The organism is Mumia sp. zg.B17, from assembly GCF_019550915.1.
Lineage (GTDB): Bacteria > Actinomycetota > Actinomycetes > Propionibacteriales > Nocardioidaceae > Mumia.
On sequence record NZ_JAHWCI010000008.1, the window covers coordinates 389,327 to 402,049 of the forward strand.

The following is a 12,723-nucleotide window of genomic DNA, read 5'->3' on the forward strand; positions in this document are numbered from 1 at the left end:
CCACGGAACTGGCCGCGGGCTGCGTCGACGACGATCAGGTCGTGGGGCGAGGCTCGCTGTCTGCGAAGTCGGCGTACTTCTCGAGAAGCTCGGGGTCCGGCTCTTCGGTGGGCCCGTCCGGCTCGCCGTGGAGCTCGCGCTGCAGCTGGTCGAAGTCGGTTTCGAGCGTCTGATACTTCAGGTTGCGTGCAACCTTCGTCTGCTTGGCTTTTGCACGGCCGCGCCCCATAGGGTCCGACCCCCTCGCGAAGTCTCGGAATGTGGTCTCTCGTAGCGCTAAGGCTACCTGTTCAGGACAAGGATGCGCGAACCGACCCGGCGGCTCGGCACCGGCATTCCGGGTGCGGCGAGTCGAGGGTGATGTAGATCACACTACGCGGTAGTCACCGACCAGCTCGACCTCTCCGCCGGCTTCGTCCAGCACCTCTCCGCACTGCCAGGCCTCGACCCCCTGCTCGGCCAGGACCTCGAGGGCGCGCTCTGCCACGTCCTGCGCGACCAGGGCCACCATCCCGACGCCCATGTTGAGCGCCGACTCGAGGTCGGGGCGCGTGACGTCGCCCAGTCGACCGACCAGGTCGAAGATCGGCGCCGGGCTCCAGGTCCCCCGGTCGACCCGTACGGAGAGATCTTCGGGCACCACCCGGGCCAGGTTGGCCGCGAAGCCGCCGCCGGTGATGTGCGACATCGCGTGCACCTCCACCGACGCCGCCAGCTCCAGGCACGGCTTGGCGTACAGGCGCGTCGGCGTCAGCAGCGTCTCGCCGAGCGTCCCGCCGAGCTCGGGCACCTCGCGCTCGAGGTCCCAGCCGGCGACGTCGAAGAAGACCTTGCGCACCAGCGAGTAGCCGTTGGAGTGCAGCCCCGACGAGGCCATCGCGATCACGGCGTCTCCTGCCGCGACCTTGTGAGCGCCGAGCAGCGACTCGGCCTCGACCACGCCGGTCGTCGAGCCCGCGACGTCGTACTCGTCGGGCCCCAGGAGCCCGGGGTGCTCGGCAGTCTCGCCGCCGAGGAGCGCGCAGCCTGCCTCCTCGCACGCCTGGGCGATGCCCTTCACGATGGCGGCCACCCGCTCCGGCACCACCTTGCCGGTCGCGATGTAGTCGGTGAGGAACAGCGGCTCCGCGCCGCAGACGACGAGGTCGTCGACGAGCATGCCGACGAGGTCGTACCCGATCGTGTCGTGGACGTCCATGCGCTGAGCGATGACCACCTTGGTGCCGACGCCGTCGGCGGAGGTCGCCAGCAGCGGGCGGTCGTAGCGCTTGAGCTGTGAGGCGTCGAAGAGCCCGGCGAACCCGCCGATGCCTCCGAGCACCTCAGGGCGGCGGGCCTTCTCGACCCACTCCTTCATCAGCTCGACCGCGCGGTCGCCGGCCTCGATCGAGACTCCGGCGCTGGCGTACGACGTCACGTGCGACCCTCCGTCGCTAGGGGTTGACCATGGTGACGGAGACGCGGTCGTCCGCGCGCTCCGGCTCGAGCAGGTTCTTGCCGACCAGGCTGCCCTCGGGCAGCGGCACGGGGTACTCGCCGTCGAAGCACGCGCGGCACAGGTCGTTCTTGGGCACGTTGGTCGCGTCGACCATCGCCTCGAGCGAGATGTAGGAGAGCGAGTCGGCGCCGATCGAGCGTCGGATCTCCTCCACCGAGATGCCGTTCGCGATCAGCTCGGCACGCGTGGCGAAGTCGATGCCGTAGAAGCACGGCCACTTGACCGGCGGGCTCGAGATGCGGACGTGGACCTCGGCGGCACCGGCCTCGCGCAGCATCCGCACCAGCTGACGCTGCGTGTTGCCGCGAACGATCGAGTCGTCGACCACCACGAGCCGCTTGCCCGCGATCACGTCGCGCAGCGGGTTGAGCTTGAGGCGGATGCCGAGCTGGCGCAGGCTCTGGCTCGGCTGGATGAAGGTGCGCCCCACGTAGGAGTTCTTGACGAGCCCGTGCCCGAACGGGATGCCGGAGGCCTCCGCGTAGCCGATCGCCGCCGGCGTGCCGGACTCCGGCACCGGGATGACCAGGTCGGCCTCGACCGGTGACTCCGCAGCGAGGCGGCGGCCGATCTCCGCGCGCACCGAGAACACCCGCTGCTCGGAGATCTGGGTGTCGGGTCGGGCGAGGTAGACGAACTCGAAGACGCAGCCCTTGGGCTTGGCCTCGGCGAAGCGGTGCACCCGCAGACCGTCGGCGTCGATCGCGACGAACTCGCCCGGCTCGATCTCCCGGACGAACGACGCGCCGACGATGTCGAGCGCGGCGGTCTCCGACGCGGCCACCCAGCCCCGGTCGAGCCGGCCGAGGACCAGCGGCCGGATCCCCTGGGGATCCCGCGCGGCGTACAAGGCGTCGTTGTCCATGAAGACCATCGAGAACGCGCCCCGCAGCATCGGCAGCACCTCGAGTGCCGCCTGCTCGAGCGAGAGGTCCTCGTACGAGGCGAGCAGCGAGGCCATCACGGCGGTGTCGCTGCTCGCAAACTCACGGACGCGTCCGACGAGCTCGCTGCCGGACTCCGCCGTGCGCTTCTCGAGGAGGTCGGCGAGCTCGGCGGTGTTGGTGAGGTTGCCGTTGTGCGCGAGGGCGACAGAGCCGTGCGCGGTGGGCCGGAACGTCGGCTGGGCGTTCTGCCAGACGCTCGCGCCCGTCGTCGAGTAGCGGGTGTGGCCGACGGCGAGGCTGCCCTGCAGCGACTCGAGCGTCGCCTCGTCGAAGACCTGGGACACCAGCCCCATGTCCTTGTAGACGAGGATCTGCGAGCCGTTGCTGACCGCGATGCCCGCCGACTCCTGCCCTCGGTGCTGGAGGGCGTAGAGCCCGAAGTAGGACAGCTTGGCGACTTCTTCACCTGGAGCCCAGACTCCGAAGACACCGCAGGCGTCCTGGGGGCCGACGTCGTGGGGGTCCAGGTCGTGGGTCAGACGACCGTCTCCGCGAGGCACGGCACCAGTGTAGGCGCCAGCCGCCAATGCGCCGCATCCGCGACCCCGGCATTCTCGTGGCATGAACTCAGACCGCGTCCACGCCGTACGCACCATCGATGCCTCAGCCGCACGGATCTTCGCCCTCCTCGCCGACCCGCACTCCCACCCGTCGCTGGCCGGCGCCGAGGACGTGGTGGAGGTCGTCGACGTCACCGACGTCCCGCTGCGCCTCGGGTCGGAGTTCACGATGCGGATGCGACGCGGCGGTGTGCCGTACACGACCACCAGCGTGGTCGTCGCCTACGTGGAGAACCAGACCATCGCCTGGCGGACGACCATGCTCGGGGGCCTGCTCGGCGGGCGGGTCTGGCGCTACGACCTCGAGGTCGTCCCGGCCGGGACGATCGTCACCGAGACGTGGGACGTGTCCGAGGACCGGCAGAGGTGGCTCCTGCGCCGGGGCAGCCTCGCGGAGACGACCCAGCGCCAGATGACGCGGTCCCTCGACCGCCTGGCCGGGCTGCTGGCCCGAGACTGAGGGCCGTCAGCGCTTCTTCGGGCGGTCCCAGTAGACGAAGAACAGCGCGATGATCAGGAGGGGGATGCCGACGGCGATCGCTCCCACGAGCGGCTGGGGGAGCATTCCGGCGGCAGAGATCTGGGCGAGGGACACGTCTTCCAGGGTACGAGGCGCCAACGAAGCCCTGTCAGGTGGGCCTTGCCCTCGCCTGTGACCCGTGTCACAGTCATGCCACTGTCCGCCGACGCGCACTGCGCCGCACCGAGGAGTCAGCCATGACTGCGTCCCCTCCGCCCCCGACCTTCTTGGACGACCGGGTCGCCTACTGGGCTGAGACCACACCGGACGCCGACTGCATGGCGTACGGGGAGCGCTCGTGGACCTTTGCCGAGTTCGACGAGCGCATCCGCCGTGCCGCCGGCGGTCTGCGCGACCTGGGCCTCGGACGCGGGGACGTGGTGGCCTTCCTCGACAAGAACCACCCGGCGTGCGTCGAGGTCACCCTCGCGGCGGCGTCTCGCGGCATGGCGACCGCGGTCGTCAACTGGCGGCTGGCCGGCGACGAGCTCGACTACACGATCAACGACTCCGGCGCCCGGGTGCTGTTCGTCGGGACAGAGCTGGTGCCGACGATCGAGCTGATCCGAGACAGGCTCCCGATGGTCGAGCAGATCATCCAGGTCACTCCCGACGGCGCGGAGGCGGACGAGTACGAGGGGTGGTTGGCCGCGTCGCAGCCGGCTGGCCCCGCCCCCGACCGCGGTCCGGAGGACACGTCTCTGATCATGTACAGCTCGGGCACGACCGGCCGACCCAAGGGCGTCATGCTCAGCCACCGCGCGATGGTGGCCCACACGATCAACTCCCACGACGGCTGGGAGTTGGACCCGGGCGACATCAGCCTCGTCGCGATGCCGCTCTTCCACGTCGGCGGCACCTCGTACGTGCAGTTCGCGCTGCACGACGGCTTCCCGAGCATCATGACCCGTGAGCCCGACCCTGTGTCGCTGGCGACCGCCATCATGAAGGGCGCCAACTCCGCCTTCCTCGTCCCCGCCCTCGCGCAGATGGCGCTGGCGGGCGGGCCCGAGGCGATCGCGCTGTTCGGCAAGCTCACGTTCTTCACGTACGGCGCCGCGCCGATGCCGCTGCCGCTCCTGCGGCGAGCGATGGAGGCGTGGCCGGACACGAAGTTCATGCAGGTGTACGGCCTCACCGAGGTGTGCGGCGTGATCACGCACCTGCTCCCGGAGGCGCACCTCGATGCCGAGCACCCGGAGCGGCTGCTTTCGGCCGGTGTCCCGATCCCCGAGGTCGAGACGCGGGTGGTCGACCCGTTCACGCTCGAGGACGTCCCGGAGGGCGAGCCGGGTGAGCTGTGGTTCAGGACCCCGCAGCTGATGAAGGGGTTCCACAACCAGCCGGAGGCCACGGCCGAGGTGATCACGGAGGACGGATGGTTCCGGACCGGTGACGTGGGCCGCTTCGTCGACGGCTACGTCTATGTCGAGGACCGGATCAAGGACATGATCGTGAGCGGCGGCGAGAACGTCTACTCCCCGGAGGTCGAGCGGGTCCTGACCGCGCACCCGGCCGTGGCCGAGGTGGCGGTGATCGGCGTCCCGGACGAGCGGTGGGGCGAGACGGTGAAGGCGGTCGTCGCGTTCCGCGAAGGCGAGTCGGTGACGCCAGACGAGCTGATCGCGTTCACCCGCGAACAGCTCGCAGGCTTCAAGTGCCCGACCTCGATCGATGTCGTGGACGTGCTGCCGCGCAACCCCTCGGGCAAGATCCTCAAGCGCGACCTGCGCAAGTCGTACTGGCCGGAGGCGGGCCGCCAGATCTGATCGAGCGCGAGGCGGGCGCACCTCCCGACAGAAGGATCCGACGTTTCACCCCAAGGAGGGCGAAACGTCGGATCCTTTGTGAGGTCGAGCGGGGGCCGAGAACGCAAAAGGTCCCGACATCGCGGTGCGGGGGCAACCGCGATGCCGGGACCTGGTCAGGCGGAGACTACTTCTTGACCTTGACGGCCTTCGTCTTCTGCGTGACCGTCTTGTAGCCGACCTTGGTGTAGGTGACCTTCACCGAGATCTTCTTGCCCTTGAAGGACTTCTTGAGCTTGAGGGTCTTGCCCTTCGCGCCCTTGATCCTCTTGCCGTTCTTGAGCCACTGGTACTTGACCCGCGCTCCGGCAGCCTTGCCCGGCTTGACCTTGAGCTTCTTGCCGACCTTGGCCTTGCCGGTGATCTTGGCCTTGCCCTTGACGGCGAGGGTGCCCGCGGCGACCTTGCCGACGTTGACGGTCGTCACGCGAGTGACGTAACCCACCCTCTTCGCCGTCGAACGGACGGCGACAGCCTTGCCGAGGTCAGCAGGCTTCACGACGTACGCGGAGCCCGCGCCGGCGGCCCTGCCACCGACCAGCCACTGGTACGAGACGCTGCTCGCCGGGTTGGTGGTGCCACCGCTGGCGGTCAGACGCTGTCCGACGGCGACCTTGCCGGCGGCCTTCAGCGCCGCGACGGGCGCGAGCGTGCCGGGCGGGGTGACGTCGACCGATGCGATCGTCGGAGCAGCGCCGCTCACCGCGCAAGGAATCGCGGCATCGGTCGGCTTATGTCCGCTGTAAACAAGGGACACGTTCATCGCGAAGTCGGCCTTGCCGAGCTTGACCTCGACATCACCACCGGAGGTTGTCGGAATGGCGGGGAGGGTGATCGTGCCCGGCCAAACGAGGGGCCCTGTAGCCGGCACGACGAGGCTCGCAGCAGGGAAGGTGATCTTCGCCGGCGTTGCGAGCGGGACGCCGTTGACCAAGACCGGAGCGGTAGCACTCGCGGTGTGGAACTTCACAGCCGCAGGGCCTCGGACGAAGTTTGTCCAGGTGTCCCCCCAGGCCACCTCCACCGGACCGTTGAGGCTAAGCGGAATCCCGGTGTTGATGGTCGCAGGTGCGGTGATGTCGACGGCCAGCTTCGCGTCCATCGACTGCCCATAGGCGGTGCACATGTAGTTGGTCGTGCTCGGAGCAGCGTGTGCCGCGGTCGCGGGAAGCGCAGCGAGCGCCCCTGCGACAAGTGCACCTGCCGCGATCATGCCCGCCCCTCGGCGAGCCGGAGTCGTCTTCATGTCTTCTCCTTCCGCGGCCACCTCTTGCAGCGACCGTTAAGAAGAACGTAGAGCGAAAACGGCGAAAGATATATAGTTACGGATATATCTTCTCAAAGGGTGGGCGGGCGTCGAGCCTCCGCAAGCTTCCCCAGCAGCAACGTCTCCGCCACGCAGACCCGCGTGAACTCGCCCAGGTGCAGGCCTTCGTCGATGCCGTGCGCGCGGGTGTCGGGGTCCTCCACCCCGGTGACGAGCACCGCCGCCCCGGGGTAGCGCTCGGCGAACTCCGCGATGAACGGGATCGACCCACCGACGCCCATGTCGATCGGCTCCACGCCGTCCCACGCCTCGCGGAACGCATCCCGAGCCGCGTCATAGGCGGGTCCGGTCGCGTCGACCTCGTACGCGTCGCCGCGGTCGTTCGGCGTCACCGTGACCCGAGCACCCCACGGCGCGTGCGACTCCAGATGTGCGACGAGCGCGTCCATCGACGCGTCGGGGTCCGAGCCGGGCGCGATGCGCATCGACACCTTCGCCCGGGCTCGCGGCACGAGCGTGTTCGACGAGTCCGCCACGGTCGGCGCATCGATGCCGATCACGCTGATCGCCGGCTTCGCCCAGAGCCGGTCCACCACCGATCCCGTGCCGATCTGCTCCACCCCGGGCAGCACGCCCGACTCGGCGGCGAGCCGGTCTGCCGGATACTCCACCTCGGCCGCGGTGGTCGCGTGCAGTCCCGCGACGGCGACCTCGCCGGCGTCGTCGTGCAGCGTGGACAGCAGCCGCGTCAGCACCATCAGCGCGTCCGGGAAGACGCCGCCCCACATCCCCGAGTGGACGGAGTGCTTCAGCGTCTCCACCTCGACGACGCAGTCGACCAGGCCACGCAGCGTCGTCGTGAGCGCCGGCGTACCGATGTCCCAGTTGCTGGAGTCGGCGATGACGATGACGTCCGCGGCGAGGCGGTCGCGGTACGTGTCGAGCAGCGCGCCGAGGCTCGCAGACCCGGACTCCTCCTCGCCCTCGACGAACACGGTGACCCCGACGGGCGGCTTGCCGTCCCAGGCCCGGAAGGCCGCCAGGTGCGCAGCGATCCCCGCCTTGTCGTCGGCCGCGCCCCGGCCGTACAGGCGCTCGCCACGCTCGGTCGGCTCGAACGGCGGTGACGTCCACGCGTCGGGGTCGCCGGTGGGCTGGACGTCGTGGTGCGCATAGAGGAGCACCGTCGGAGCGCCCTCAGGGGCGGGATGGTTGGCGATGACCGCCGGCCCGCCACCCGCCTCCACGACGTCGACCTCCGCGAACCCCGCGTCGCGCAGCAGTGCCGCCACGGCGTCGGCGCTGCGCCGTACGTCCCCCGCCCGCGCCGGATCGGCGCCGACCGAAGGAATCCGCACGAGATCCCCCAGATGCGCGAGGACCGAAGGCATGATGCTGTGAAGTCGTTGCACCGCTGCAGGGCTCATGCCCGCACCATACGGGGGATCATGTCTACACTCGCCAGCCGTCTCCGTGGCGCCTCCACGCGCCGGATCGGCGCTGCCGCCACAGGTCTCGCTCTCGCCGCAGGACTGCTCGCGCCGGCCCTCGCTGCCGCCCCAGCCTCAGCGGTCGAGGCTCCAGGAAGCTTCACCGGATTCGCGTTCGACGCCTGCACGGCGCCGACGCAGGCCCAGATGGACGCGTGGTGGGTCTCGTCCCCGTACGCCGCCGTCGGCGTCTACATCTCCGGCTCGTCACGTGCCTGCGCCCAACCCGCGCTGACCCGCAGCTGGGTCACGACGCAGGCCCGCCGGGGCTGGCGCCTTCTCCCGCTCCACGTCGGGAGGCAGGCTCCCTGCTACAGCGGCAGGAAGCAGAAGATGTCGATCAACCCGACGACCGCGCGGGCCCAGGGCGTCGCGGCCGCCAACGAGAGCGTGGCGTCGGCCAAGGCACTCGGCATCGGCCGGAAGCGGGTCCTCTACCTCGACATCGAGGCGTACTCCATCGCGAACTCCGCGTGCAACACCGCCGTCGTCAGCTTCGTCGACGGGTGGGGCTCACGACTCGCTCAGCACGGCTACCGCTCGGGCCTCTACTCGAGCGCCTCGGCGGCCATCGCCGCGATGAACCGGCTCCGCGTGGCCCAGGTCGACAACTACCACTACCCCAACCACCTGTGGTTCGGCTGGTACAACGGCAAGGCCAACCTGGCCGCGGAGCCGTACCTCGACGACCGCTACTGGGCCAGGGGCAAGCGGATCCACCAGTACGTCGGCAACCGGGTGAGTCGCTACAACGGTGTCGCCATCAACATCGACCGCAACTACCTCGACGTCGGCGCGGGGTCGCGGGCGACCAAGCCCCGGGCACAGTGCGGCACGCACAAGATCCAGAGGTACCGGGCACTGCGGCCCCAGCAGCGCCGCCCCACCCTGACGCCTGCCGCGAAGTGCCTGCTCCGTCAGAACGGCTACTTCAAGGGATCCACACGCGGACCGGTCCACGGCGCCAAGTCGCAGCGTGCCGTCAAACGGTTCCAGGCCGCCCGGGGATGGAAGCAGACCGGCGTGGTGTCGCGTCGGACGTGGGTCGCGCTGCTGTCGAACGGGAAGGCCGCGCCGGTCCTCAAGCGCGGCTCGAACGGCAAGCACGTCTATCGGCTGCAGCGCTCGCTGACAGCGGCCCTCGGACGCCCCGTCCCCCGCAACGGACTGTTCGACGCGACCACCCAACGGGCCGTCGTCGCCTACCGCACGAAGGTCAAGCTCCCGAGGTGGGCGACCGCGGAGCCCCGGCTGTGGGCCTCCCTGCGCGCCGGCAGACGCTAGCGCTCAGACCAGCGGGAGGTAGGGCGAGAGGTTGCTGCGCTCGCCCGAGGCGCGGACCTTGCCCGCGGAGACCGCCTCCGCCCACGTCGTACGCCCAGTGGCGAGGGCGATCCACGTCGGCGCGTCGGTCTCCACGACCGCCGGAGGCGTGCCGCGGGTGTGCCGAGCGCCCGGGATCACCTGCACGGCGGCGTACGGAGGGACCCGCACCTCGACGCTGTTGCCGGGCGCCCGCTGGTCCAGGACGGCGAGCAGGTGCTTCGTCGCCGCGCGTAGGTCGTCCGGCGACACCTGCTGGCTGCCGGTGGTCGCGAGGTCCAGCCGCGCCGCCACGGCGTCCCAGGCCGCCGGGTCGAGGGGCTTCAGTCGTCGCGCCACCCCGTCAGCCCCAGACCTCGGAGACGGCGCGGGCGATGGTCGCGGCCTGGTCGCGTCCTGCCCGCGCGGTGCGGGCCCGGGACGCGGGGTCGAGGACGTTGCGCCCGATCGCCCGACGCGAGGCGAGGTCCGGCGCGATGATCGTGTGGACGGCGTCCGATCCGGAGAGCTGCGACGCCGCTCGCCTCCAGGTCGGGAGCTCGACCGCGACCGGTGTCAGCGCCACCACGCGGTCGTAGCGAGCAGCCAGGTCGGCGTTCGACGACGACCTCGTGCCTCCGTCGATGTAGCGGTGGCCGTCGATCGTCACCGGCGCGAAGACACCGGGGACGGCACAGCTCGCCGCGATCGCGCGGGCCAGCGGGACCCCGTCCTCGCGGCTGAACGTCCGGAAGGCGCCGGTGTCGGCGTCCACCGCGGTCACCCGCAGCTCGCGCGCCGGCCACTCCTGCGACACGAGCCGGTCGCGGATCACGGCGACGCGCTCCTCCTCCGTCGCGACGCGACCGGCAGCGGCCTCGCTCACCGCGTACGCGCCGAGGCGCCGACCGAGCGCCTCGGCGTCGCGTCCGCTGCGCAGTCCGAGCACCACCCACCGTGCCGTCACGCCCCAGCCGATCGACGACGCGGGCTCGGGGCCGTACGTGCCGAGCGGGGAGAGCTGGCGTTCGTACATCGCCTCGGTCGTCGCACCGTTGGTCACCTGCGCCCCGACCACCGATCCCGCCGAGGTGCCGAGGACGAGGTCGGCGCCGGTGAGGTCGACACCGGCCTCGATGAGGCCGTGCAGCAGTCCGATCTCCCAGGCGATGCCGGTGATCCCGCCGCCACCGAGAACGAGCGCGCGTGTGGTCACCGCGCCATTGTGCAGGAGAGGGCCTCGACGCGCTGCGCTCGCTGAACCTGCAGGGCGGATCTAGCGTGAACAGATGCGAGCACTCCAGTACGTCGAGATCGGCAGTCCTCCTCGGGTCGTCGAGGTGGAGACCCCGGAGCCAGGGCCCGGCGAGGTCCGGCTGAAGGTGTCGGCCGCCGGGGTCTGCCACTCCGACGAGTTCGTGATGAGCCTGCCGGCGGAGGCCTACACCTTCGGGCTGCCGCTCACACTCGGCCACGAGGGCGCCGGCACCGTCGACGCGCTCGGGGACGGAGTGACGAACGTGGCGCTCGGCGACTCGGTCGCGGTGTACGGCCCCTGGGGCTGCGGACGCTGCCACGCCTGCTCGCGCGGTGCGGAGAACTCCTGCCCGTACGCCGTCGAGCTCGGCATCGCGCCGCCGGGGCTCGGAGCGCCCGGCGCGATCGCGGAGTACATGATCGTCGACGACGTACGACACCTCGTCCCTCTGGGCGACCTCGACCCTGTGCGCAACGTGTCGCTGACCGACGCGGGCCTGACGCCGTACCACGCGATCCGCACCGCCATGCCGAAGCTCGTCGGGGGCAGCACGGCCGTGGTGATCGGCGCCGGCGGCCTCGGACACGTCGCGATCCAGATCCTGCGTGCGCTCACCGGCGCCCGCGTGATCGCGCTCGACGTCAACGACGAGAAGCTCGCCCTCGCCAAGGAGGTCGGGGCCCACGAGGCGGTCCTCTCGAACGATGAGGCACCGGAGGCGATCAAGCGGCTCACCGGCGGTCTCGGCGCCGAGGCCGTCTTCGACTTCGTCGGCGCTCCGGCCACCGGCGCGATCGCGGCGGCGTCGGTCGCACTCGAGGGCGACGTGCAGCTCGTCGGTATCGGTGGAGGCGCCGTGCCGGTCGGATTCGGGGTCACCCCGTACGACGCCGCGTTCCGGGCGCCGTACTGGGGCACCCGGTTCGAGCTCATCGAGGTCTTCGAGATGGCACGCCGCGACCAGCTCCACGTCGAGGTCGAGACCTACTCGCTCGACGAAGCACCCCAGGCGTACGAGCGTCTGCACGCCGGAGAGATCCGAGGGCGTGCCGTGGTCCTGCCGAACGACTGAGGCCGCTATGCCAGCAGGGCCGCGATCGCCAGGATCGTGAGGAACGAGAGCACGGTGGTCGCGAACACGACATCCCGCACGACCGCCACCGACCGGTCGTAGCGCACCGCGGTGACGAACACGTTCTGCGCCGTGGGAAGACCCGCGACCACCACCACGGCGAGCAGGGCGCTGCCGTCGAGACCGAGGGCGAAGCGCGCGACGAGGTAGGCGACGAGCGGCTGGACGGCCAGCTTGACGACCGTCAGGATCGCCACCTGGGTGCCGGCGCCGCTCGCGCCGGGTTTCGGCCCCAGCCGCAGCGAGATGCCGAACGCGATCAGCATCCCGGGGATGGCGAGCCCGGCAAGCAGGTCGATCGGGTCGGCCACCCACCTCGGGACCGGCACGCCGGTGAGCGCGACCACCACCCCGACGACCGCGCCGACCGTGAGCGGGTTGCGGAAGGGACGCGACAGCACCGTCAGCACCGTCGGTCGCTCCATCGACTCCGACTGGTCGAGGACGACGAACGCCAGCGGCGCGAGGACGAGCAGCTGGAGGAGCAGCGCACCGGCGACCGCGGACGCGTCACCCAGCACGTAGATCGCGATCGGGAGGCCGAGGTTGCCGGCGTTGACGTAACCCGCACAGAGGGCGGCCAGCGTGGTGTCGGCCCACCCGCGACGCCACCGCCACCGCGCGAGCACGAGAGCGACCAGCGCCACCGCCGCGACGCTCGCCGCATTCGCGACCAGCGCCTTCGACAGTGCGCCGCCGACGTCGGTGTCGGCGAGGACCGAGAACAGCAACGCGGGGCTGCCGACGAAGAACACCAGGCGCGAGAGCATCCACTGGTAGTCCAGCGTCACCACCCCGAGGTGCGCGAGGACGAAGCCGACCGCGATCACGACGGTGATGACGCCGAACCCCTCGAGCACTCCCGTCACGGGTCCATCCTCACCGACGCGACCCTGCGGACGCACGAATCCCCCGCTCTGCCGCCAGGAGGAGCGTCAGAG

General features: G+C 70.5%; 13 protein-coding genes. 4 read left to right on the forward strand and 9 right to left on the reverse strand.

What is annotated here, in order from left to right; translation table 11 throughout:
* Positions 1-34: 34 nt before the first annotated feature.
* From KV097_RS15180 to purF, 3 genes are all read right to left on the reverse strand, one after another.
* Positions 35-229, reverse strand: coding sequence for a DUF3073 domain-containing protein (locus KV097_RS15180; protein WP_220343266.1), 195 nt, complete (start codon positions 227-229; stop codon positions 35-37).
* A gap of 138 nt (positions 230-367) precedes the next feature.
* On the reverse strand, positions 368-1,417 hold the full coding sequence (gene purM / locus KV097_RS15185) for a phosphoribosylformylglycinamidine cyclo-ligase (protein ID WP_220343265.1): 1,050 nt from the start codon (positions 1,415-1,417) through the stop codon (positions 368-370).
* Positions 1,418-1,433: 16 nt separating this feature from the next.
* The gene (purF, locus tag KV097_RS15190) at positions 1,434-2,945 is read right to left on the reverse strand and encodes an amidophosphoribosyltransferase (RefSeq protein WP_220343264.1); all 1,512 of its coding nucleotides are present in this window, start codon (positions 2,943-2,945) and stop codon (positions 1,434-1,436) included.
* Positions 2,946-3,006: 61 nt separating this feature from the next.
* Here purF and KV097_RS15195 point away from each other — a divergent pair, with 61 nt between their 5' ends.
* Entirely contained in the window at positions 3,007-3,465 is a 459-nt protein-coding gene (locus tag KV097_RS15195) for an SRPBCC family protein (RefSeq protein WP_220345981.1), read from the forward strand.
* A gap of 6 nt (positions 3,466-3,471) precedes the next feature.
* On the opposite strand, the gene KV097_RS19415 is transcribed toward KV097_RS15195, so the two are convergent.
* Complete coding sequence (locus KV097_RS19415; RefSeq protein WP_255559662.1) at positions 3,472-3,600, reverse strand: hypothetical protein; 129 nt, start codon at positions 3,598-3,600, stop codon at positions 3,472-3,474.
* A 122-nt stretch (positions 3,601-3,722) separates the two neighbouring features.
* Between KV097_RS19415 and KV097_RS15200 the strand changes: the two genes are divergently transcribed.
* Positions 3,723-5,294, forward strand: a complete 1,572-nt coding sequence (locus KV097_RS15200) for a long-chain-fatty-acid--CoA ligase (protein ID WP_220366338.1) — start codon at positions 3,723-3,725, stop codon at positions 5,292-5,294.
* A gap of 166 nt (positions 5,295-5,460) precedes the next feature.
* Here the strand turns inward: KV097_RS15200 and KV097_RS15205 are convergent, their stop codons facing one another.
* Together KV097_RS15205 and KV097_RS15210 are read right to left on the reverse strand one after the other, a co-directional pair.
* A complete protein-coding gene (locus tag KV097_RS15205; RefSeq protein WP_220366339.1) occupies positions 5,461-6,579 on the reverse strand; it encodes a hypothetical protein in 1,119 nt (372 codons plus the stop codon).
* 92 nt (positions 6,580-6,671) lie between these two features.
* A complete protein-coding gene (locus tag KV097_RS15210; RefSeq protein ID WP_220366340.1) occupies positions 6,672-8,027 on the reverse strand; it encodes a dipeptidase in 1,356 nt (451 codons plus the stop codon).
* A gap of 21 nt (positions 8,028-8,048) precedes the next feature.
* Between KV097_RS15210 and KV097_RS15215 the strand changes: the two genes are divergently transcribed.
* Entirely contained in the window at positions 8,049-9,374 is a 1,326-nt protein-coding gene (locus KV097_RS15215; RefSeq protein WP_220345973.1) for a glycoside hydrolase domain-containing protein, read from the forward strand.
* Between the two features lie 3 nt (positions 9,375-9,377).
* Here the strand turns inward: KV097_RS15215 and KV097_RS15220 are convergent, their stop codons facing one another.
* Entirely contained in the window at positions 9,378-9,752 is a 375-nt protein-coding gene (locus tag KV097_RS15220; RefSeq protein ID WP_220343258.1) for a sterol carrier family protein, read from the reverse strand.
* A 4-nt stretch (positions 9,753-9,756) separates the two neighbouring features.
* On the reverse strand, positions 9,757-10,608 hold the full coding sequence (locus tag KV097_RS15225; RefSeq protein ID WP_220366341.1) for a patatin-like phospholipase family protein: 852 nt from the start codon (positions 10,606-10,608) through the stop codon (positions 9,757-9,759).
* A 73-nt stretch (positions 10,609-10,681) separates the two neighbouring features.
* Here KV097_RS15225 and KV097_RS15230 point away from each other — a divergent pair, with 73 nt between their 5' ends.
* Positions 10,682-11,722, forward strand: coding sequence for an NAD(P)-dependent alcohol dehydrogenase (locus tag KV097_RS15230; protein WP_220366342.1), 1,041 nt, complete (start codon positions 10,682-10,684; stop codon positions 11,720-11,722).
* A 5-nt stretch (positions 11,723-11,727) separates the two neighbouring features.
* Here KV097_RS15230 and KV097_RS19825 read toward each other — a convergent pair whose 3' ends face one another.
* The gene (locus tag KV097_RS19825) at positions 11,728-12,651 is read right to left on the reverse strand and encodes an AEC family transporter (protein ID WP_220366343.1); all 924 of its coding nucleotides are present in this window, start codon (positions 12,649-12,651) and stop codon (positions 11,728-11,730) included.
* Between the last annotated feature and the right edge of the window lie 72 nt (positions 12,652-12,723).

Excerpts from the sequence above, each read along its gene's own strand:
- KV097_RS15195 (WP_220345981.1), top strand. The coding sequence starts at position 3,007 with ATGAACTCAGACCGCGTCCACGCCGTACGCACCATCGATGCCTCAGCC.
- KV097_RS15200 (WP_220366338.1), top strand. The coding sequence starts at position 3,723 with ATGACTGCGTCCCCTCCGCCCCCGACCTTCTTGGACGACCGGGTCGCC.
- KV097_RS15210 (WP_220366340.1), bottom strand. The coding sequence starts at position 8,027 with ATGAGCCCTGCAGCGGTGCAACGACTTCACAGCATCATGCCTTCGGTC.
- KV097_RS15215 (WP_220345973.1), top strand. The coding sequence starts at position 8,049 with ATGTCTACACTCGCCAGCCGTCTCCGTGGCGCCTCCACGCGCCGGATC.
- KV097_RS15205 (WP_220366339.1), bottom strand. The coding sequence starts at position 6,579 with ATGAAGACGACTCCGGCTCGCCGAGGGGCGGGCATGATCGCGGCAGGT.
- KV097_RS15180 (WP_220343266.1), bottom strand. The coding sequence starts at position 229 with ATGGGGCGCGGCCGTGCAAAAGCCAAGCAGACGAAGGTTGCACGCAAC.
- KV097_RS15230 (WP_220366342.1), top strand. The coding sequence starts at position 10,682 with ATGCGAGCACTCCAGTACGTCGAGATCGGCAGTCCTCCTCGGGTCGTC.